20 protein-coding genes are annotated in these 21,171 nt (G+C 39.6%); 19 read left to right on the top strand and 1 reads right to left on the bottom strand.

Translation table 11 applies throughout. From position 1 onward, the window contains the following. Window positions 1–156: 156 nt before the first annotated feature. The 16 genes from clpX (at window position 157) to CFS60_RS01115 (ending at window position 15,406) form a co-directional block, all read left to right on the top strand. Window positions 157–1,416 carry an ATP-dependent protease ATP-binding subunit ClpX gene (gene clpX / locus CFS60_RS01040; RefSeq protein ID WP_088808742.1) on the top strand — a complete coding sequence of 420 codons (1,260 nt, stop codon included), beginning with the start codon at window positions 157–159 and terminating at the stop codon, window positions 1,414–1,416. A gap of 122 nt (window positions 1,417–1,538) precedes the next feature. Next, window positions 1,539–2,090, top strand: a complete 552-nt coding sequence (sipX, locus tag CFS60_RS01045) for a type I signal peptidase SipX (RefSeq protein WP_088808743.1) — start codon at window positions 1,539–1,541, stop codon at window positions 2,088–2,090. Window positions 2,091–2,196: 106 nt separating this feature from the next. Continuing rightward, window positions 2,197–2,751, top strand: a complete 555-nt coding sequence (sipY, locus tag CFS60_RS01050) for a type I signal peptidase SipY (protein WP_088815182.1) — start codon at window positions 2,197–2,199, stop codon at window positions 2,749–2,751. A gap of 100 nt (window positions 2,752–2,851) precedes the next feature. Continuing rightward, a complete protein-coding gene (gene sipZ, locus CFS60_RS01055) occupies window positions 2,852–3,391 on the top strand; it encodes a type I signal peptidase SipZ (RefSeq protein ID WP_088838715.1) in 540 nt (179 codons plus the stop codon). 13 nt (window positions 3,392–3,404) lie between these two features. Beyond that, window positions 3,405–4,262: a ribosome biogenesis GTPase YlqF gene (gene ylqF, locus CFS60_RS01060; RefSeq protein WP_088808746.1), complete on the top strand. Its 858-nt coding sequence runs from the start codon at window positions 3,405–3,407 to the stop codon at window positions 4,260–4,262. After that, window positions 4,259–5,017 carry a ribonuclease HII gene (locus CFS60_RS01065; RefSeq protein WP_088838716.1) on the top strand — a complete coding sequence of 253 codons (759 nt, stop codon included), beginning with the start codon at window positions 4,259–4,261 and terminating at the stop codon, window positions 5,015–5,017. The genes ylqF and CFS60_RS01065 overlap by 4 nt, the downstream gene beginning before the upstream one ends. A 147-nt stretch (window positions 5,018–5,164) precedes the next feature. Then, window positions 5,165–6,007 carry a DNA-processing protein DprA gene (gene dprA, locus CFS60_RS01070; RefSeq protein ID WP_088815184.1) on the top strand — a complete coding sequence of 281 codons (843 nt, stop codon included), beginning with the start codon at window positions 5,165–5,167 and terminating at the stop codon, window positions 6,005–6,007. A gap of 248 nt (window positions 6,008–6,255) precedes the next feature. After that, window positions 6,256–8,334, top strand: coding sequence for a type I DNA topoisomerase (topA, locus tag CFS60_RS01075; RefSeq protein ID WP_088815185.1), 2,079 nt, complete (start codon window positions 6,256–6,258; stop codon window positions 8,332–8,334). Window positions 8,335–8,409: 75 nt separating this feature from the next. Beyond that, the gene (trmFO, locus tag CFS60_RS01080) at window positions 8,410–9,738 is read left to right on the top strand and encodes an FADH(2)-oxidizing methylenetetrahydrofolate--tRNA-(uracil(54)-C(5))-methyltransferase TrmFO (RefSeq protein ID WP_088838717.1); all 1,329 of its coding nucleotides are present in this window, start codon (window positions 8,410–8,412) and stop codon (window positions 9,736–9,738) included. A gap of 218 nt (window positions 9,739–9,956) precedes the next feature. Next, complete coding sequence (gene xerC / locus CFS60_RS01085; RefSeq protein WP_088838790.1) at window positions 9,957–10,862, top strand: tyrosine recombinase XerC; 906 nt, start codon at window positions 9,957–9,959, stop codon at window positions 10,860–10,862. Window positions 10,863–10,881: 19 nt separating this feature from the next. Next, on the top strand, window positions 10,882–11,421 hold the full coding sequence (hslV, locus tag CFS60_RS01090; protein WP_088808751.1) for an ATP-dependent protease subunit HslV: 540 nt from the start codon (window positions 10,882–10,884) through the stop codon (window positions 11,419–11,421). An 11-nt stretch (window positions 11,422–11,432) separates the two neighbouring features. Beyond that, on the top strand, window positions 11,433–12,839 hold the full coding sequence (gene hslU, locus CFS60_RS01095; RefSeq protein ID WP_088825260.1) for an HslU--HslV peptidase ATPase subunit: 1,407 nt from the start codon (window positions 11,433–11,435) through the stop codon (window positions 12,837–12,839). 19 nt (window positions 12,840–12,858) lie between these two features. After that, complete coding sequence (gene codY, locus CFS60_RS01100) at window positions 12,859–13,638, top strand: GTP-sensing pleiotropic transcriptional regulator CodY (protein ID WP_088808753.1); 780 nt, start codon at window positions 12,859–12,861, stop codon at window positions 13,636–13,638. Window positions 13,639–13,790: 152 nt separating this feature from the next. Next, complete coding sequence (locus CFS60_RS01105) at window positions 13,791–14,219, top strand: thioesterase family protein (protein ID WP_088808754.1); 429 nt, start codon at window positions 13,791–13,793, stop codon at window positions 14,217–14,219. 1 nt (window position 14,220) lies between these two features. Next, complete coding sequence (locus CFS60_RS01110) at window positions 14,221–14,541, top strand: hypothetical protein (RefSeq protein WP_088808755.1); 321 nt, start codon at window positions 14,221–14,223, stop codon at window positions 14,539–14,541. Next, on the top strand, window positions 14,534–15,406 hold the full coding sequence (locus CFS60_RS01115; protein ID WP_088808756.1) for an aldose 1-epimerase family protein: 873 nt from the start codon (window positions 14,534–14,536) through the stop codon (window positions 15,404–15,406). Before CFS60_RS01110 ends, CFS60_RS01115 begins: the two co-directional genes overlap by 8 nt. 35 nt (window positions 15,407–15,441) lie before the next feature. Here the strand turns inward: CFS60_RS01115 and plsY are convergent, their stop codons facing one another. Next, window positions 15,442–16,038 (bottom strand): glycerol-3-phosphate 1-O-acyltransferase PlsY, encoded by a 597-nt coding sequence (plsY, locus tag CFS60_RS01120; RefSeq protein ID WP_088808757.1) that lies wholly within the window; start codon window positions 16,036–16,038, stop codon window positions 15,442–15,444. Window positions 16,039–16,182: 144 nt separating this feature from the next. Between plsY and CFS60_RS01125 the strand changes: the two genes are divergently transcribed. The 3 genes from CFS60_RS01125 (at window position 16,183) to parC (ending at window position 21,164) form a co-directional block, all read left to right on the top strand. Beyond that, on the top strand, window positions 16,183–16,590 hold the full coding sequence (locus CFS60_RS01125; protein WP_088808758.1) for a CoA-binding protein: 408 nt from the start codon (window positions 16,183–16,185) through the stop codon (window positions 16,588–16,590). A 153-nt stretch (window positions 16,591–16,743) separates the two neighbouring features. Continuing rightward, window positions 16,744–18,711: a DNA topoisomerase IV subunit B gene (gene parE / locus CFS60_RS01130; protein WP_088808759.1), complete on the top strand. Its 1,968-nt coding sequence runs from the start codon at window positions 16,744–16,746 to the stop codon at window positions 18,709–18,711. Beyond that, window positions 18,708–21,164: a DNA topoisomerase IV subunit A gene (parC, locus tag CFS60_RS01135; RefSeq protein ID WP_088808760.1), complete on the top strand. Its 2,457-nt coding sequence runs from the start codon at window positions 18,708–18,710 to the stop codon at window positions 21,162–21,164. The genes parE and parC overlap by 4 nt, the downstream gene beginning before the upstream one ends. Window positions 21,165–21,171: the final 7 nt, after the last annotated feature.

Below are 21,171 nucleotides of genomic sequence, written 5' to 3' on the forward strand. Positions count from 1 at the left end.
TAATTTGAAGCAAAACGTACAAAAGGGCATGAGAATCTTCTCGTGTCCTTTATTTATAGAGAATGGATAACTAGAATTTCTTTTTTTATAGTGCTATGATAAAATCATAAGGTCGAAAAGATTTCGACTGAATAGGAACGAAGGGGTGAAGAAGATTTGTTCAAATTTAATGATGAAAAAGGCCAATTGAAATGCTCCTTTTGTGGAAAATCACAGGATCAAGTTCGAAAACTTGTTGCTGGACCTGGCGTTTATATTTGCGATGAATGTATTGAGCTTTGCAATGAAATCATTGAAGAAGAATTAAATGTTTCGGAATTTGTTGATTTTGGAGATGTTCCAAAACCACAAGAAATCCGACACATTTTAAGTGATTATGTAATTGGACAAGAACGTGCGAAAAAAGCACTATCTGTTGCTGTCTACAATCATTATAAACGAGTAAACTCTAATGAGTCTTCCGAAGACGAAGTAGAGCTTTCGAAAAGTAATATTTGCTTAATCGGTCCAACTGGTAGTGGTAAAACGCTACTTGCTCAAACGCTTGCGCGTATTTTAAATGTACCTTTTGCGATTGCTGATGCAACTTCATTAACAGAAGCTGGCTATGTAGGGGAAGATGTTGAAAATATCTTGCTAAAACTTATTCAAGCTGCTGATTATGATGTTGAGAAGGCAGAAAAAGGCATTATCTATATTGATGAAATTGATAAAGTGGCACGGAAATCAGAAAACCCATCGATTACTCGAGATGTTTCTGGTGAAGGTGTTCAACAAGCACTACTGAAAATCTTGGAAGGTACAGTTGCTAGCGTTCCACCTCAAGGGGGACGTAAACATCCGCATCAGGAATTCATTCAAATTGATACAAGCAACGTATTATTCATTGTTGGCGGTGCGTTTGACGGTATTGAACAAATTGTAAAAAATCGGATGGGTGAAAAAGTTATCGGCTTCGGAACGGAAAATGAAGTTCTAAAAGAAGAGGAAACCTATTTGTCAAAAGTTGTACCTGAAGATTTGCTGAAGTTTGGTTTAATTCCGGAGTTCATTGGGCGTCTTCCTGTTATTGCTACTCTTGAGCAACTAGACGAGGAAGCACTCATCTCCATTTTAACCAAACCGAAAAATGCTCTTGTGAAGCAATATCAAAAAATGTTGGAACTTGATGACGTCGAGTTAGAATTTGAAGAAGAGGCGCTACATGAAATTGCTAAAGAAGCGATTCATAGAAAGACAGGTGCCAGAGGGCTTCGCTCGATTATTGAGAGTATTATGCTTGATGTTATGTTTGAAATTCCTTCGCGAGATGATATTGCGAAATGTATCATTACAAAAGATGCTGTGACTGGCGATGAAGAGCCTAAACTGCAATTGGAAGACGGTTCTGTGATTCCAATTAAAACATCTGCCTAAATAAAAGCCGGTATTCTTATGGGATACTGGCTTTTTAGTATGTTAAGGGGGCATTTTGTTATATCTTTCAAACTTTTTCATGCTATAATCAAGAAAATGAAATGGATGAAATGAGGGATTTTATGGAAACGAAGAAGAAAGAGCCAAAATCAGCCATTTTTGGATGGCTAAAAGTCATTTTATTGGCACTTATTATTGCGTTTGGAATACGCTATTTCCTCATCTCACCAGTTACTGTTTATGGGGACTCAATGGATCCTACTTTGCATGACGGGGAACATTTATTCATTAACAAAATGGCAAATCCTGATCGATTTGATATTATCGTTTTCCCTGCACCTGATGAAGAAGGAGCTGAATATATTAAACGTGTCATAGGGTTACCAGGCGACACGGTGGAATATCGTTCAGACCAGCTTTATATTAATGGAAAAAAATATGATGAACCGTACTTAGATAGCGAAAAAGAAAGTATTACAAGCGGCTATCTAACTGAGGATTTTAAACTAAATGAACTGCCTGCTTGTGGTGGTGTGAATAAAGTTCCAAAGGGTGAACTATTCGTGTTAGGTGATAATCGCCGAATAAGTAAGGATAGTCGCTATATTGGCTTTATTAAAGAAGCTGATGTTCTAGGTAAAGTAATCTCATTTGGAAACACTTTACAAAGATAGGTTTTCTATAACTTTACATCAAAAAAAATAAATGGGATAATAGGTCGTGTTATCCATTCTAGAGGGCACGATATTTATTATGTACGTGCATGAGAGGAAGTCGAAAATGGAAGAAAATGAAGTGAAAAAGAAATCAAAAAAACAACAGATTCTTAGTTGGGTTCTTGTTATTGCTACTGCATTACTGATTGCACTCCTTGTTAGAACTTTTGTTTTTGCTCCAGTAAAAGTAGATGGATTATCCATGTATCCAACATATGAAAATGGAGATCGTGTTTTTATTGAAAAAATAACTGGACCTGATCGCTATGATATTGTTGTGTTTGATGCACCAGTTTCGACTGGTGATGAAGGAAAATACTTCATTAAACGTGTCATTGGTATTCCTGGTGACAAAATTGAGTTTAAAAATGGTGAGCTTTATTTAAATGGAAAAAAACATCCGGAATCTTATCTCGCAGATGGTATGAAAACATATCGTGAACCGGGCGATGGGGACGGAAACTTCACTTTAGAAGATGTAACTGGTAAAAGTGTTGTACCAAAAGGTAAGTTATTTGTTTTAGGTGATAACCGTGAAGGAAGTATGGACGGCCGTATGTTTGGCTTTATTGATGACTCATCGATTGATGGCGTTGTCCTTCAATTTTCGAAAAAATAAAGTAGATCCGCGAGATTATCTCGCGGGTTTTCCTATTCAGGTGTATTTTTTTCGTATATAATGGAAGTATGGAAGTTAAATAGTAGGCGGTGCAATAAAGTTGAAGGAAAAGAATCTTAAAAGATTGTGGGCGTGGATTTGGGCGGCAGTGGTAGCGATTATACTCGCTTTATTTATTCGCTTTTATTTATTTGTTCCAATTATTGTAGATGGCGTTTCGATGATGCCGACATTAACAGATGGTAATCGCGTTATCATCAATCGTTATGGCTCTATAGACCGATTTGATGTGGTTGTTTTCCGCGAAGATGGAACTGATTACATTAAACGTGTTATTGGGCTTCCAGGCGATGTTATCGAGTATAAAGAAGATACGCTCTACATTAATGGGAAAAAATATGATGAACCCTATTTAGATGAGTATAAAAAGAAAATGAAAGACGGTTATTTGATGGAAGACTATAGCACAAAAGAGATGCTTCCAGATGGCAAGGTGCCAAAAAACACTTATTTTGTGTTGGGCGATAATAGAAGAGCGAGCCGAGATAGCAGAATCATCGGACCCGTTTCAGAAACGAAGATAGTTGGTACAGCGCCAATTTGTTACTGGCCGCTTGCGGATGCAAAATTTATTGAGTAGGAGAAGAACGTTCATGACAATTCAGTGGTTCCCCGGTCATATGGCGAAAGCACGTAGAGAAGTGACCGAGAAATTAAAATTAGTAGATGTGATTTTCGAGCTTGTGGATGCCAGAATTCCTCTATCCTCATCGAATCCAATGCTTGAAGAAATAATCCACCAGAAAAAACGCGTCATTATCTTAAATAAAGCGGACGCAGCAGATGAAAAAGTAACGAAGGAATGGGTGGCCTACTTTAAAGAAAAAGGTTTAAAAGCAGTTCCGGTCAATGCACAGCAAGGAAAAAATCTTCATGCAATCGAACGCGCAGCCGAAGAGCTTATGGCGGAAAAATTCGCACGTCAAAAGGAGCGAGGAATGCGACCGAGAGCTATTCGTGCCATGATTTTAGGAATCCCCAATGTAGGTAAATCCACGCTTATAAATCGCCTAGCAAAAAAAAATATTGCTAAGACGGGTAATAAACCGGGCGTTACGAAAGCACAACAATGGATAAAAGTGGGCAAAACGCTTGAACTGCTTGATACGCCAGGCATTCTTTGGCCAAAATTTGAAGACCAAGAAGTAGGATTTAAATTAGCGCTGACAGGTGCGATTAAAGATGACATTTTAAACATGGAAGAAATCGCTTTATATGGCATTCACTTTTTAGAAGCTCATTACCCTGTGAGATTAAAGGAATGGCTGGATTTTGTAAATGCTTCGGATGATACAGAAATATTAGCCCAAATTGCTAGCAAGCACGGCTACTTCGATAAATATCGCGATCCAGATTATGGACGCGCGGCAGAGTGGCTAGTACGGGAAATTAGGCAACAAAAAGCCGGTAAAATCTCTTTTGATTTACCAGAATTAGGTGACACAAATTGAGCTATTCGATAAGCGAGATAAAACAGATTATAAGCGGAATTAATACAGAAAAGGAACTCTCCCCTTTTATTCAAGATGAGCGAAAAGGGGTTCAAAAGCTTGTTGAGAATGCACGTAAACGGATGGAAAAAGCATATCTTCTTCAGGAAAAAATGCGTGAGATGCAAATTTTTGAAAATGAAGCATATCAAAAAGGTTTTCGCTATGTTGCGGGCGTTGATGAAGTTGGTCGTGGTCCACTTGCGGGGCCTGTTGTTGCGGCGGCTATCATTTTGCCAGACGATTTTAATGTGCTTGGAATTAATGATTCTAAGCAACTTAATGAAGCAAAACGAGAAGCTTTTTTTGATGAAATTAAAGAAAATGCTATTGCCTATCATGTTGGAATCGTGCCGCATTCGATTATCGATGAAGTCAATATTTATGAGGCGACTAAAATAGCGATGAATGAGGCATTAGACGGTTTAGCTCCAGCGCCTGATTTTACATTAATTGATGCGATGCCGCTAAAACGTTCGCCTGATGAATTATCAATTATTAAAGGTGACAGCAAGAGTATTTCGATTGCGGCTGCTTCAATTTTAGCTAAAGTTACGCGTGACCGTTTAATGAGGGAGTATGACGAGAGATATCCGGGCTATGATTTTGCTCATAATATGGGATACGGAACGAAAAAGCATTTAGAAGGTTTAGCAAGTATTGGACCTTGTCCGATTCATCGAAAGACATTTGCACCAGTAAAATTGTATCTTTAAGTTAAAAGCAGTTTGAAACTAGTTAAATAGATTTTGAAAAGAGTATTTCTATGTAGAACTACTCTTTTTTTGCGTTTTAAAAATGCTATTTTCGCGATTTGCTAAATCATGGCTTCTGCGTAAAATAGAGAAAAAGGAGGTTACGATATGGATTTACTTGAAAAAAATACTTGGCAGGAGTTGCTATATTTACCTGCTACTCTTCGAGCAAGAATTTGGCAATACTGTTTAGATAAAGATTGTTTCCAATATGAAGAGCGGGAATTTCATACATTATTTTTAGATGGAGAAGAGGAGCTAGAGGTAGCAGATGTGACGACAGAACTTTCTGCGTTTGAAGAGTCAGGAGGTCAATTTCTATTTTATTTTGATGATGACTATCCAGCTCAACTACGGGAAATTCAAAATGCACCGCCAATTCTCTTAATTTACGGAGAGGTGTCATTACTCTCTGAACCATCTATTTCGGTTATCGGGACGCATAAAATGAGACACTACGGGAGAGCTGTTACTAAATTTTTAACAAAAGGACTTTGCAAACAAAATATGGTAGTTGTAACGGGGATCCTCCATGGTGTTGAAGAAACTGCTGCGAGGAGCGTTTTAAAGGTGGATGGCAATTTAATTTGCGTATTACCTTCTGGCTTCAACGTACCGTATCCACTAAACAATCAGGAATTATTTGAAAGAATCAAAGCTCTGGGGAATGTTTTAGTCAGCGAATATTTGCCAAATCAACAAGCAAGAAAAAATTTTTTTGAAGAACGCAGTAGAATTATGAGTGGGTTAACGAAGGGAGTTCTTATAACAGAAGCGGAAGAAAAAAGTGGTTCGCTTGTGACGGCAAGCTATGCGCTCGAGCAGAATAGAGAAATTTTTGTGGTTCCAGGAAATATTTTTGCAACAGGTTCTGGAGGAACGAATGGCTTAATTTCAGAAGGTGCGAAACTTGTATCACAGTCCATGCATATAATAGAAGAAATTAACTAAATATGGAAAAATTATAACTAAATGAAGTGATTTGGCTTGCAATTCCTGTTTTTTTGATATAAGTTTGCTTAAGAATGGTTGAAAAATAGCATGATTTCAAAAGATGGATTGACAAAAGTTTTTGAAAGAGCTATTATTGACTACTGAATTGTATATCAATTTAGAAGAAAGCAAACGATTAGCGAGGCAGAAAATAAGAAAGTATTATTTAGCCCGCTCATTTGACCCAAATCAGGGAGGAAAAGCCAATGGCGGATTATTTAGTTATCGTAGAATCACCAGCAAAAGCAAAGACAATAGAAAAGTATTTAGGTAAAAAATTCCAAGTAAAAGCATCTATGGGACACGTACGCGACTTACCAAAAAGTCAGATGGGTGTTGATGTAGACCATGATTTTGAACCACGTTATATTACAATTCGCGGGAAAGGTCCCGTTTTAAAAGAATTAAAACAAGCAGCTAAGAAGGCAAAAAAAGTTTATCTCGCGGCCGATCCAGATCGCGAAGGGGAAGCAATTGCATGGCACTTAGCGAATAGCCTTGAACTTGATCAGACTGACGATTTACGAGTGGTTTTTAATGAAATTACAAAAGATGCAGTTAAGGAGTCTTTTAAAAATCCACGAAAAATTGATATGGACTTAGTAGATGCACAACAAGCAAGACGTATTTTAGATCGTTTAGTTGGCTATAATATTAGTCCAATTTTATGGAAGAAAGTGAAGAAAGGTTTGAGTGCTGGACGTGTTCAATCAGTGGCACTCCGTCTTATCATTGATAGAGAAAAGGAAATTAATAACTTTAAACCAGAAGAGTATTGGACGATTGATGGCAATTTTAAAAAAGGAAAAAAAGCTTTCCAAGCTAACTTTTATGGTGTAAATGGTAAGAAGAAGAAACTTAGTAATGCTAATGATGTAAAAGAAATTATGGGACAAATCAAAGGCAAAACTTTTGAAGTTATTGACGTTACTAAGAAAGAACGTCTTCGTAATCCAGCAGCGCCTTTCACTACTTCCTCACTACAACAAGAAGCCGCTCGGAAACTTAATTTTAGAACTCGTAAAACCATGATGCTTGCGCAACAACTTTATGAAGGTATTGCACTTGGTAGACAAGGAACAGTGGGACTAATAACATATATGCGTACGGACTCAACTAGGATTTCTGATACGGCAACGGGTGAAGCTAATTCATTTATTAAGAATACTTATGGAAATGAGTTTGCTAGAAGCCAAAAGCGGAATGATAAAAACCAAAAAGGTTCTCAAGATGCTCATGAAGCGATTCGACCAACAAGTGTTTTACGAACACCACAAGAAATGAAAGAATATTTGAGTCGCGATCAACTCAGACTTTATAAATTAATTTGGGAACGATTTGTTGCAAGCCAAATGACACCGGCTGTATTAGATACAATGCGAGTTGATTTAGACAATAACGGTGTTACGTTTAGAGCAAACGGTTCAAAAATCAAATTTGCTGGTTTTATGAAAGTTTATGTTGAAAGTAACGATGACAATAAAGAAGAAAAAGAAAATATTCTTCCAGATTTGGAAAAAGGCGATAAAGTGAATTACGAAACGCTTGAACAGCGTCAACATTTTACTCAGCCACCTCCGCGCTATACAGAGGCAAGACTTGTTAAGACGCTTGAAGAAATAGGAATTGGGCGTCCATCAACTTATTCGCCTACCTTAGATACTATTCAGCGTAGAAACTATGTATCGCTTACGAATAAACGTTTCATGCCAACCGAACTCGGTGAGATTGTAAATGAGTTAATTGAAGAGTATTTTCCTGAGATTTTGAATGTTAGTTTTACGGCGAACATGGAGTCGGAACTGGATGAAGTGGAACATGGGAAACAGCAGTGGGTTCGCGTCATTGATGAATTTTATAAGAGTTTTGAACCTAATGTTGAACGCGCCGATAAAGAAATGGAAAAAATTGAGATTAAAGATGAACCTGCTGGAATTGACTGTGATGTTTGCGGAGCTCCTATGGTTTACAAAATGGGCAAATATGGTAAGTTTCTCGCTTGTAGTCGTTTTCCTGATTGCCGTAATACCAAACCAATTGTAAAAGAAATTGGTGTTACTTGTCCGAAATGTAAAAAAGGGCACGTGATTGAACGTAAGAGTAAGAAAAAACGTATTTTTTACGGCTGTGATCGTTACCCTGAATGTGACTATGTATCGTGGGATAAACCTGTTGAACGTCCGTGTCCAAAATGCGGAGAGCAAGCTTTAATTGAGAAGAAACTGAAAAAAGGTATTCAAATTCAATGTACAAATTGTGATTATAAAGAAGAAACGCAAAAATAGTAGGGTAGAGCCAACTTCAATAGTGAGGTTGGCTCGTCCATCTGTTTATAGGCTTATGGAAGGGGAATTTTCGTTTTGGAAAAAAGAGTAAATGTTATTGGAGCAGGGCTTGCTGGAAGTGAAGCAGCGTGGCAACTTGTGAAAAGAGGAATTGCAGTTGATTTGTATGAGATGCGACCAGTAAAACAAACTCCAGCTCATCATACTGATAAATTCGCAGAACTTGTGTGTACCAATTCACTTCGCGCTAATGGTCTAACAAATGCTGTAGGAGTCATTAAAGAAGAAATGCGCATGTTGGATTCTATTATTATTGAATCGGCTGACCGAGCTTCAGTTCCAGCGGGGGGAGCACTTGCGGTTGATCGTCATGAATTTTCTGGTTATATTACGGACAAAGTGAAAAACCACCCTCTTGTAACTGTCCATCTTGAAGAAGTGACAGATATTCCTGAAGGGACAACAATTATAGCAACAGGCCCTTTAACGAGTGAAGCTTTAGCGGAAAAGATACAAAATCTTACTGGAGAAGACTATTTGTATTTTTATGATGCAGCAGCTCCGATAATTGAAAAAGACAGTATTGACATGGATAAAGTTTACTTGAAATCGCGCTATGATAAAGGTGAGGCTGCTTACTTAAATTGTCCGATGACAGAAGAAGAGTTCCATGCATTTTATGAGGCACTTGTGACTGCAGAAACGGCTGAACTGAAAAAGTTTGAAAAAGAAGTGTTTTTTGAGGGGTGTATGCCAATTGAAGTCATGGCAAAACGTGGGATTAAAACAATGCTTTTTGGGCCTCTAAAACCGGTTGGGTTAGAAAATCCGAAAACAGGTAAACGACCATATGCTGTTCTACAATTGCGCCAAGATGATGCAGCAGGAACGCTTTATAATATGGTGGGCTTCCAAACGCATCTTAAGTGGGGCGAACAGAAACGCGTTTTTGGACTTATTCCGGGGCTAGAGAATGCAGAAATCGTTCGTTATGGCGTCATGCATCGAAATACATTTATCAATTCTCCAAAAGCGATGAAAAATACTTATCAACTTAAAACACGTGAAAATCTATTTTTCGCTGGACAGATGACAGGGGTTGAGGGTTACGTGGAATCTGCTGCTAGTGGGTTAGCGGCAGGAATTAATGCGGCGCAATATGTACTAGGCAATGAGTTAGTAGAATTCCCAGCTGAAAGTGCGATAGGCAGTCTTGCGCATTACATTACGAATGCGAATACTAAAACTTTCCAACCTATGAATGTTAACTTCGGTTTGTTTCCTGAACTGCCAGAAAAAGTTAGAGCAAAACAAGAACGAAATGAACAACTGGCTAATCGAGCATTAAATGCTATAAAAAAGGTTGCAGAAGTACTGGAAAACAACTATAATAAATTAGGCTGAACGTAAAGTTCAGCCTTCGTTTTAGTCTTTCTTTTCAGAAAACGCAACTTTAATTTTTTGAATTGTTCCGCATCTAATGGAAAATGTTTGCGATTTAAAGTTGAGTTTGTTAAATTGAAGGGGATTCTAGTTTAATTGGAAATGTTGCGAAAAATGCGTGAAATTATTGCAACTTGTTATTCCTTATGATACTATGGTAGTGTTTGAAAGGTGTGAATATCGTGAAAGAACAGCAAATTCTGGAGATGTTTATGACATATATCCAAAATGAGCGAAATTATTCAGACAATACTGTAGTAGCTTACCATGATGATATCTTGGATTTTCAAACTTTTTTGAATCAGCAGCATATTTTGAATTATCAGGATGTTGACTACTTGTTGATTCGATTGTATTTAACTGAGCTTAAGAGGGAAAAGTATTCAAGAAGTTCAGTTTCAAGGAAGATCTCTAGTTTGCGTAGCTTCTACAATTTTATGTTGCGCGAAGAGTTTGTGAGTACGAACCCATTTACGTATGTTTCACATGCAAAGAGCGAGTTAAGGCTTCCAAAGTTTTTCTACAATGAAGAAATGGAAGCTCTATTTCAAGTTGTATACGAGAATGATGAAGCGCTTACACTGCGAAATCGTGTTATCTTTGAACTTCTATATGGAACAGGGATACGTGTGTCAGAAAGTGCTGATATTCAGATGAACGATATTGATCGAGCCTATCAAGCCATTTTAATTAGGGGAAAAGGAAATAAAGAAAGGTATGTGCCATTTGGTTCTTTTTTTGAAGATGCGATGCAAGAATATTTGAATAAAGGGCGAAAAGTTCTCATGAAGCAGCACCGAAAAGAACATAATTTTTTGCTGATCAATCATTATGGCGATCCGTTGACAGCAAGAGGTATTCGTTATGCGCTAACGAAAGTGATAGAAAAGGCATCACTAACAAGAAAAATTCATCCACATATGTTGCGTCATACGTTTGCAACGGATTTACTTAATAATGGGGCGGATATGCGTACCGTTCAGGAGTTATTAGGTCATGCTAGTCTTTCTTCCACGCAAATATATACACACGTTACGAAGGAACATTTGAAAGCAACCTATATGAAACATCATCCAAGAGCATAAAAAATAGGAGGCGAAAACGATGGAGATGCATGCAACAACGATATTTGCAGTTCAACATAATGGAAAAGCTGCAATGGCAGGAGATGGTCAAGTGACACTTGGCGAATCGGTTATTATGAAGCATAATGCTAGAAAAGTAAGACGATTATTTCATGATAAAGTAATTGCTGGATTTGCAGGTTCTGTCGCCGATGCTTTTACATTATTTGAGAAATTTGAAGGTAAGTTAAATGAATATGGTGGCAATTTAGAACGCGCTTCCGTGGAACTTGCCAAACAATGGCGCAGCGATAATGTTCTGCGCAAATTGGAAGCGATGCTTATTGTAATGGATCAAGATACTTTGTTGTTAGTTTCTGGCACTGGAGAAGTTATTGAACCAGACGATGGCATTCTGGCGATTGGATCAGGTGGAAATTATGCACTTAGTGCGGGTCGAGCTTTAAAACGATATAGCGGGGAGCATATGGAAGCAAAGGAAATTGCGAAGCACGCGTTAGAAATTGCTTCTGAAATCTGTGTTTTCACAAATGACCACATTATTGTTGAAGAGCTATGAAGGAGTGATAGATGGTGAATAGTCAAGATACGGTAAGTTTAACCCCGCGACAAATTGTTGAACGACTTGATCAATACATTATCGGTCAAAATGGCGCCAAGAAATCAGTTGCGGTTGCGCTTAGAAATCGCTATCGTCGTATGATGATGGACGAAGAAATGCGGGATGAAATCATTCCTAAAAACATTCTGATGATTGGCCCAACAGGCGTTGGAAAGACGGAAATTGCGCGGCGGATTGCTAAAATTGTTCGAGCTCCTTTTACAAAAGTTGAAGCAACAAAATTTACTGAGGTAGGGTACGTTGGTCGTGATGTTGAATCGATGGTACGTGATTTAGTTGAGGTGTCGGTTCGCTTGGTAAAAGAAGAGAAGATGCAATTGGTGCGTTTTAAAGCAGAAGAAAATGCAGAGAAACGTATTGCGAAGTTGCTTGCGCCGTCTCAGAAGAAAAAACAGCAGACAGTTCAGAATCCCTTTGAAGCGCTTTTTCAAGGGGCTGCGCCTAATCAGGACGAACAAGAAATTGTCGATGATGAGCTAAAAGAAAAACGTAATAAACTAGAGTATCGCATTAAAACTGGCGAGCTTGATGATGAGGTCGTTACAGTTGAAGTGGCTGAACAACAAAATCAAATGTTTGATATGTTTAAAGGAAGCGGCATGGATCAAATGGCGGGCATGCAAGACGCTTTTTCAGGGCTTTTCCCTAAGAAGAAAAAGAAACGCAAAGTAACAGTGAAAGAAGCGAAGAAAATTCTTTTTGAGGATGAAGCAACGAAATTGATTGATCAAGAAGAAGTTTCTTCTGAGGGCATTCGCCGTGCTGAACAGATGGGGATTATTTTTATAGATGAAATTGATAAAGTGGCAAGCCAAAATGGTGGCGGCAATGCTCAAGTTTCTCGTGAAGGTGTACAACGAGATATTTTACCTATCGTTGAGGGGTCGCAAATTGCGACAAAGTATGGTACGGTAAACACAGAATTTATTTTGTTCATTGCAGCTGGGGCCTTTCATATTTCGAAGCCGTCTGATTTAATACCCGAACTTCAAGGTCGTTTCCCAATTCGCATTGAACTTGATAAGCTTTCGCAAGAGGACTTCATCAAGATTTTAACGGAGCCAGACAATGCGCTGATTAAACAATACCGGGCTTTACTTAAAGCAGAAAATATTGATTTAATTTTTACAAAAGAAGCAGTGGAAAGATTGGCTGAAATTGCCTTTCAAGTTAACCAGGAATCTGATAATATTGGAGCAAGAAGGTTACATACAATCTTAGAAAAATTGCTCGAGGATTTGCTTTTTGAAGCACCCGATATTACACTGGATTCTGTTACAGTCACGGAAAGTTATGTTAATGAAAAACTAGAAGCAATTATGCAAAGTAAGGATTTAACACAATTTATTTTATAAATTTTAGGAGGATCTAATAATGACTTTATTAGAAAAAACAAGAAAAATTAATGCAATGTTACAAAATGCGGCAGGAAAAACAGTGAACTTTAAAGAAATGGCAGATACATTGAGCGATGTGATTGAAGCAAACACATACATTGTAAGTCGTAAAGGTAAACTTTTAGGATATTCTGAAATTTTGCCAATTGAAAACGAACGTATGAAGCAAATGCTTACTGAGCGTCAATTCCCTGAAGAATATACGCAAAGCTTATTTAATGTGAATGAAACGTCTGCAAACCTTGAAGTTTCCAGTCAATATACAGCTTTCCCAATTGAAAATAGCGATTTATTCACGAAAGGATTAACTACGATTGTACCTGTTGTCGGCGGAGGAGAACGTCTTGGTACGCTAATTCTTTCTCGTTTAGAAAATAAATTTACAGACGATGACTTGCTTTTAGCAGAATATGGTAGCACAGTTGTAGGTATGGAAATTTTACATGAGAAAGCAGAAGAAATTGAAGAAGAAGCGCGTAGCCGTGCGGTTGTACAAATGGCTATCAGCTCCCTTTCTTACAGTGAGTTAGAAGCAATTGAACATATTTTTGATGAATTAAACGGTAAAGAAGGCTTGCTAGTAGCATCTAAAATCGCTGACCGAGTTGGCATTACGCGTTCTGTAATCGTTAATGCACTTCGTAAATTAGAAAGTGCGGGCGTTATTGATTCCCGTTCACTTGGTATGAAAGGTACATTCATTCGCGTATTAAATGACAAATTCTTAGTAGAGCTGGAAAAATTAAAAAATAACTAAGTGATTAGACTGATGAACGCCGAAGCAGGCTGTTTGTCATCAGTCTTGAAAGCTCTCACATCTTGTGGGAGCTTTTTCCATCTTAATAGTTTCTGTTTTGATTGGAAATTTGCTAAAATGGTATGGAAGACTGGTTTTTGGGGAGGTAAATTATGACTTTTACGGAAACGGAAATTGAAGTTCGCTATGCCGAAACTGATCAAATGGGTGTAGTCTATCATGCGAACTATTTAATCTGGATGGAATTAGGAAGAACGCGCTTTATTGAAAGTTTAGGCTTGCGTTATTTTGATATGGAACAGCTTGGTTATTTATCGCCGGTCATTGATGTCGCCATTCATTACGGGAAGCCACTTCGCTACGGGCAAAATGCGATTGTTAAAACTTGGCTATCGGAATATGACGGCGTGCGTGTTACTTACGGATATGAAATTCGTTATGCGGAATCAGGCGAGATTGCGATTACTGGTGAAACGAAACATGTTTGTGTGACGAAGGATGGCTTTAAACCAGTGGCTTTAAAACGCGTGTTAAAAGACTGGCATGAGAAGTATGCACGGGCTATCGAAGGGGCGGAATAATATGGCATTTGGTGTAAAACGTGCTGAATTGACTGCTTTTAAAGATAAAGCAATGCGCGGCGAAATTGCCATTTTAACGCACTACTGGTTAGATGAGCGTTTTCCAAATTCGAAGACGGTCACTAAAGTGGCTAGTTCGGATTTAAATGTGTTGAAGGCATGGGGGAAGAAGTACCAATTGCCGGAAGCGTATATTGATTTTGGGCACGATAATTTACCACATTTTGACTTGTTTGGGGAAATTCAACTTGCGGTTTTAAAAAATGAAGCGAAGTGGGATCAGATTGACAGGTTCCACTTGGAGGGAGAAAAACATGATTAAACTTGAGAATGATACAATGCTTATCGAACTTAAGGAAGCGGGAGCAGAGCTTACAAAAATTTATAACAAACAAACGCAGCTAGACTATTTGTGGAATGCGGATACCGCATTTTGGGGACGTCATGCCCCTATTTTATTCCCAACAGTGGGTCGGCTTGTAGAGGACACCTATTTTGTCGACGGGGAGGCGTTCCATCTGCCCCAGCACGGCTTTGCGCGTGACCGCGAGTTTAAAGTGGTCGAGCTTTTGCGAGATAAGTGCGTTTTAGAGCTTTCTGCGGATGAAAAATCGAGGTTGGTGTATCCGTATGCGTTTCATTTGACGGTCAGCTATACGCTGCTTGAAGACGGCGTGCATGTTGAGTATCAAGTTGAAAACACGGATGAAAAACGAATTTACTTTTCAATTGGTGCGCATCCAGCGTTTAATCTCCCACTTGTTCGTGGAACGACGTTTGATGATTATTATTTGGATTTCCATGCGAAAGAAGAGCTCGAGTCGTTGCAACTGGAAGGGCCATATCGGTCTGGCAAGTTAAAACGTGTGACGGCGGAAGAAACGATGGAGCTGCCAATTAATTATGAGCTGTTTGCCAATGATGCCTTGATTTTTGAGGGGCTTAAAGAGAATAAAATCGCGATTCGTTCTAAAAAACACGCGCATTTTGTTCAAGTTGATTTTCCGAATTTTCCTTTCGTCGGTATTTGGACGGCGGGAGACGGCACACCGTTCTTATGTATTGAACCGTGGTACGGAATTGCTGATGGCGTAGGAAGTCCAGTTGAACTCCGTGATAAAGCGGGAATTGAACAGCTTGAACCAGAAGCAATTTTCACAGCGAACTATACCATTCAAGTAGGGTAACTAAAAACCCGCCAAGAATATTCTTGGCGGGTTTTTTACATCCATGTAATTTTCGGTTCGGTTCCTTCTTTGATGCGTTTAATATTGGCCCGGTGGCGCCAGATGATGAAAATGGCGAGCGCTGTAATAAGGCCGATTAAGATAGGGTCTCCCAAAAATAACGAAATAACAAAGGCCGCAGCGGCCGCAATCATCGAACTAAGTGATACGTATTTACTGATTTTAAGGGTTAAAAGAAATACTAGGACGGCCAAGACGAATAAAATTGGCGCGTAGGCTAAAACGACCCCAGCCGATGTTGCAACGGCTTTTCCTCCCCGAAAACTTGCGAAAATTGGAAAGCTATGACCAAGAATCGCGCATACACCTGTGAGTAGCATGTAATGGTGGTCGATGTTAGGGAGAAAAAAGAATGGAAGTAACGTGGCGATGGTTCCTTTTAAGATGTCCATCACGGTTACGACGATGCCTGGTTTTAAGCCTAAGACGCGAAATGAGTTGGTGGCGCCCAAGTTGCCACTGCCGTGTTCGCGAATGTCTTTTTTGTAGAATAGTTTTCCAATCCATAAACCAGAAGGAATGGAGCCGATTAAATAGGCAAGGACAGACAATAAAATTAGTTTTGTAAGCATGCGAAAACTCCTCTTTTTAAACTCATATTAAGAATTATAGCATAAAAAAATTGGGATTTGGTGAAAAATCGTTCTGTTCTTTACATTCGCGCAAGATAGCGATAAAATAAGGAATGAGGCACTTTTTAAAAAGGAGCGATTTGGATGTATCATTCGACAAAAGAAGCGCGCGATAAAATTTTAAAAGAAGCTAAAACCATTGCGGTAGTTGGACTAAGCGATAAACCGGAACGTACGAGTTATCAAGTTTCAAAAATCATGCAAGAAGCTGGATATAAAATTATTCCAGTTAACCCTAAGGCGGATAAAATTCTTGGTGAGAAAGCTGTAGCACGTTTAGCAGACATTAAAGAACCTGTTGACATTGTTAATGTTTTCAGACGTTCTGAATTTTTGCCGGATATTGCGCGTGAATTTTTAGAAATCGATGCTAATGTATTTTGGGCACAGCTTGGTATTCAAAATGAAGAAGCATATGAACTCCTCAAACAAACGCATCCAGTGGTCATGGATTATTGTATAAAAATTGCTTACCGAGAGCTAGCTGAATGAAAAGACATAAAGCAGGTTCAAAAAAAGAGCCTGTTTTTTCGCGGTTTGAGAAAGATGCTTTCCATTTTCAAAAGATAATGCTATTCTGTTAGGGTAGCTGTTTAAGGACTGCTTGATAATTTAAGGGATATGCACGAAAGGAGTTAAGAATAGATGCCTAAAAATGTTTACAATGATGATTCTATTCAAGTTTTAGAAGGGTTAGATGCAGTTCGAAAACGTCCAGCCATGTATATTGGATCGACTGATGTTAGAGGCTTACATCACCTTGTTTATGAGATTGTCGATAATTCGGTCGATGAAGCTTTAGCTGGGTTCGGCCATGAAATCAAAGTTATCCTTCATGATGACGGGAGCGTCAGCGTAACGGATAAGGGGCGCGGCATGCCAGTGGGGATGCATAAAACGGGGAAACCGACCGTTGAAGTGATTTTAACCGTTCTTCACGCGGGAGGAAAATTTGGTCAAGAGGGCGGATATAAAACAAGCGGGGGCTTGCATGGTGTTGGATCTTCCGTAGTTAACGCGCTTTCGGAATGGTTAAAAGTGACAATTTGTCGCGACGGCGCTATGTATGAACAGAATTTCATTCGTGGCGGTAAGCCTGATGGTACGCTTCGAAAAATCGGAAAATCAAAAGAGACGGGTACAACCATCCGTTTTAAACCAGATGAAAGTATTTTTCCTGTGACTTCTTTTAACTATGAAACACTTTCAGAGCGCTTGCGCGAATCGGCGTTTTTACTTAAAGGAATGCGCATTGAACTTATCGACGAGCGTGTTGGTATGGGCGAGGCGTTCCATTTTGAGGAAGGTGTGAAAAACTTCGTTGAATATATCAATGAAGGGAAAGATGTTTTGCATCCGGTTGTTTCTTTTGAAGGAGAAAGCGGCACGATTGAAATGGAAATGGCGTTTCAATTTAATGATGGCTACTCGGAAAATATTTTAAGTTTCGTTAATAATGTGCGTACAAAAGGCGCTGGGACACATGAATCGGGCATGAAAGCTGCGATGACGCGCGTCTTTAATGAATATGCGAAACGCGTTGGTATTTTAAAAGAAAAAGATAAGAATTTAGAGGGCAGTGACATTCGTGAAGGCTTGTCGGCGGTACTTTCGATTCGGGTTCCAGAAAATCTGCTGCAATTTGAAGGGCAAACGAAAGAAAAACTGGGGACGGCAGAAGCACGTCCTGCGGTTGATGCCGTCGTAGCAGAGCACTTAGCCTACTTTTTAGCGGAGAACCCTGATACAAGTAGCCTTCTTGTGAAAAAGGCTGTGAAAGCACGTGAGGCGCGCGAGGCGGCGCGTAAAGCGCGGGAGGAAACACGGAATGGGAAAAAACGGAAACGTTCGGAAACATTGCTTTCTGGTAAACTTACGCCTGCCCAGTCGCGTAACCCTAACAAAAATGAACTGTATTTAGTCGAAGGTGATTCGGCTGGAGGTTCTGCAAAACAAGGTCGTGACAGAAGATTCCAAGCGATTTTGCCACTTCGAGGAAAAGTAATTAATACGGAAAAAGCGAAATTACAAGATATTATGAAAAATGAAGAAATCAATACAATCATCCATACTGTGGGTGCTGGAGTAGGTTCGGAATTTGAAGTAGAAGATTGTAATTATGATAAGATTGTCATCATGACCGATGCCGACACGGACGGCGCGCACATTCAAGTGCTGCTCCTGACGTTTTTCTATCGTTACATGAAGCCGCTTGTTGAAGCGGGTAAAGTCTACATCGCGCTTCCGCCATTATATAAAGTAAGTAAAGGTTCTGGAAAAAAGGAAGTTGTCGAATACGCCTGGACAGATGACGAGCTGGACAGCTGTATTAAAAAAATTGGTAAAGGCTACATGATTCAGCGCTACAAAGGGCTTGGTGAAATGAATGCCGACCAATTGTGGGAAACGACGATGAATCCAGAGTCACGGACATTAATTCGCGTCCGCATTGAAGATGCCGCTCGAGCTGAGAGACGAGTAGCTACACTGATGGGGGATAAAGTAGAACCGAGACGGAAATGGATTGAAAATAACGTTGAGTTTAGTTTAGAAGACGATCAAAGTATTCTTGAAAATGAAAATATGATCAGTCAGGAGGTGCGGGAAGTTTGAGTACACCAGAACAACATATTCAAGACTTAGCGCTTGAAGAAGTAATGGGTGACCGCTTCGGTCGTTATAGTAAATACATCATTCAAGAACGTGCGCTTCCTGATGCGCGTGACGGCTTAAAACCTGTACAGCGCCGGATTTTATTTGCGATGAATGAAGAAGGGAATACAGCAGAAAAAGGTTTCCGAAAATCGGCTAAAACAGTCGGTAATGTTATCGGGAATTACCATCCACACGGAGATACGTCCGTTTATGATGCGATGGTTCGAATGAGTCAAGATTGGAAAGTGCGAAATGCGCTCATTGAAATGCATGGTAATAATGGTAGCGTGGACGGCGACCCGCCTGCTGCGATGCGTTATACGGAGGCGCGTTTATCGCCGATTTCTGCGGAACTTCTTCGGGATATTGAAAAGGAAACGGTTGATTTTGTTCCAAACTTTGATGATACATCAAGTGAGCCGACGGTTTTACCTGCGCGCTTTCCTAATTTGCTTGTTAATGGTTCAACGGGGATTTCAGCCGGGTATGCGACAGACATACCGCCGCACAATTTAACGGAAATTATTGATGCGGTCATTAAACGACTGGATCGCCCAGATTGCGACTTAGATGCGCTTCTTAAAATTGTCAAAGGACCTGATTTTCCAACTGGGGGAATCATTCAAGGGGCAGAAGGCATTAAGAAGGCGTATGAAACGGGGAAAGGCCGAGTTGTTGTGCGTTCTAAGACGGAGATTGAAGATATTCGTGGTGGACGCAAACAAATTACGATTCATGAAATTCCTTATGAAATTAATAAAGCGAATTTAGTGAAACGAATTGATGAACTTCGCATTGAAAAGAAAATTGAAGGTATTTCGGAAGTGCGCGATGAAACGGACCGTACGGGTCTAAGAATTGCAATTGAACTGAAGAAAGATGCTAATGCTGAGGGCGTACTTAATTACTTATTTAAAAATACGGACTTGCAAGTGAGTTATAATTTTAATATGGTGGCGATTCATAATAAACGGCCAGTCTTAATGGGGCTTACCCAATTATTAGATGCCTATATCGCGCACCAGAAAGAGATTATTACAAAACGATCGGAATTCGACATTCGGAAGGCGCGAGCAAGGCAACATATTTTAGACGGTTTAATCAAAGCCTTGTCGATTTTAGATGAAGTGATTAAGCTGATTCGTGGGTCGAAGGACAAACGTGATGCGAAACTGAATCTTGAGAAGCGCTACGAGTTTAGTGAGAAGCAAGCAGAGGCGATTGTGTCCTTGCAACTTTATCGTTTGACGAATACGGATATTACGGAACTTCGCACGGAAGCGGAAGAACTGACTAAAAAAATCGCGATTTTAGAGCGGATTTTAGGGAGTTCGGATGCGCTTGTTGGCGTTTTAAAAGAAGAGCTTACGGAAATTAAGAAGACGTATAAAACGCCGCGTTTAACGGAAGTGCAGGCGGAAATTTCCGAAATTAAAATTGATACGGAAGTGCTTGTGGCGAGTGAAGATGTTGTTGTGTCTGTTACGAAAGAAGGCTATGTGAAGCGTACAAGCATGCGCTCTTATGCGGCTTCAAACGGGCTTGAGCTTGCGATGAAAGAAGCCGATCATCCTATATTTATTGAAAAAGTAAATACGATGGATACGATTCTACTCTTTACGAATAAAGGGAATTACATTTATCGTCCGGTGCACGAGCTCCCAGAAATTCGCTGGAAAAATATTGGGGACCATATTAGTCATTTAGCGACGGATATTAGTCAAGGTGAGGAAATTATCGCGGCGAAAGTTGTACATGCGTTTGACGAAGCACACTACTTCTTGTTTATAACGAAGAACGGGATGATTAAGTCGTCCCTTATGACGAACTACAAACCACAACGCTACTCGAAATCAATGATGGCGATTAAGCTGAAAGATAGCGATGAACTGCTTGCTGTATCGCTTATTGCGAATACAGAAGATGTCTTTTTGGCAACAAAATTTGGTTATGGTTTGCGTTACAATGTAAGTGAAGTACCGGATTCTGGGGCGCGTACTGCCGGGGTTAAAGCGATTAATTTAAAAGCGGGCGATGAAGTCATTGGCGGTTTTGTGATTACGCCTGATGAAACGAGAAATATGATTCTTGTTACGCAACGTGGGTCACTGAAACAAATGAAACTTTCGGAATTCGAACCGATTACACGTGCGAAACGCGGTTTAATTATGCTGCGGGAATTGAAATCGAATCCGCACCGTTTTGTGGCGCTGCTTTTAGCTGGTGCAGAAGACAAACTTGTGATTGAAACAAATAAAGAACAGCTTGTTGAATTAGATGCTGCCAACCTGCGACTCACGGATCGCTATTCAAATGGTTCGTTTGTTCTTGATGAAGCGATGGAAGGACAGCCAGTTGATATGTGGACGTTAATTCCAGAAATTACGGATAGCGAAACACCAGAATCTTAAACAATAA

Origin of the sequence: Listeria sp. ILCC792, assembly GCF_900186135.1 — a bacterium.
GTDB lineage: Bacteria > Bacillota > Bacilli > Lactobacillales > Listeriaceae > Listeria > Listeria goaensis.

Coding starts and splice junctions, on each gene's coding strand:
- codY (WP_088808753.1), top strand. CDS start 12,859: ATGACTTTATTAGAAAAAACAAGAAAAATTAATGCAATGTTACAAAAT.
- CFS60_RS01105 (WP_088808754.1), top strand. CDS start 13,791: ATGACTTTTACGGAAACGGAAATTGAAGTTCGCTATGCCGAAACTGAT.
- ylqF (WP_088808746.1), top strand. CDS start 3,405: ATGACAATTCAGTGGTTCCCCGGTCATATGGCGAAAGCACGTAGAGAA.
- parE (WP_088808759.1), top strand. CDS start 16,744: ATGCCTAAAAATGTTTACAATGATGATTCTATTCAAGTTTTAGAAGGG.
- hslU (WP_088825260.1), top strand. CDS start 11,433: ATGGTGAATAGTCAAGATACGGTAAGTTTAACCCCGCGACAAATTGTT.
- sipX (WP_088808743.1), top strand. CDS start 1,539: ATGGAAACGAAGAAGAAAGAGCCAAAATCAGCCATTTTTGGATGGCTA.
- plsY (WP_088808757.1), bottom strand. CDS start 16,038: ATGCTTACAAAACTAATTTTATTGTCTGTCCTTGCCTATTTAATCGGC.
- topA (WP_088815185.1), top strand. CDS start 6,256: ATGGCGGATTATTTAGTTATCGTAGAATCACCAGCAAAAGCAAAGACA.
- CFS60_RS01115 (WP_088808756.1), top strand. CDS start 14,534: ATGATTAAACTTGAGAATGATACAATGCTTATCGAACTTAAGGAAGCG.
- hslV (WP_088808751.1), top strand. CDS start 10,882: ATGGAGATGCATGCAACAACGATATTTGCAGTTCAACATAATGGAAAA.
- CFS60_RS01110 (WP_088808755.1), top strand. CDS start 14,221: ATGGCATTTGGTGTAAAACGTGCTGAATTGACTGCTTTTAAAGATAAA.
- sipY (WP_088815182.1), top strand. CDS start 2,197: ATGGAAGAAAATGAAGTGAAAAAGAAATCAAAAAAACAACAGATTCTT.
- CFS60_RS01125 (WP_088808758.1), top strand. CDS start 16,183: ATGTATCATTCGACAAAAGAAGCGCGCGATAAAATTTTAAAAGAAGCT.
- dprA (WP_088815184.1), top strand. CDS start 5,165: ATGGATTTACTTGAAAAAAATACTTGGCAGGAGTTGCTATATTTACCT.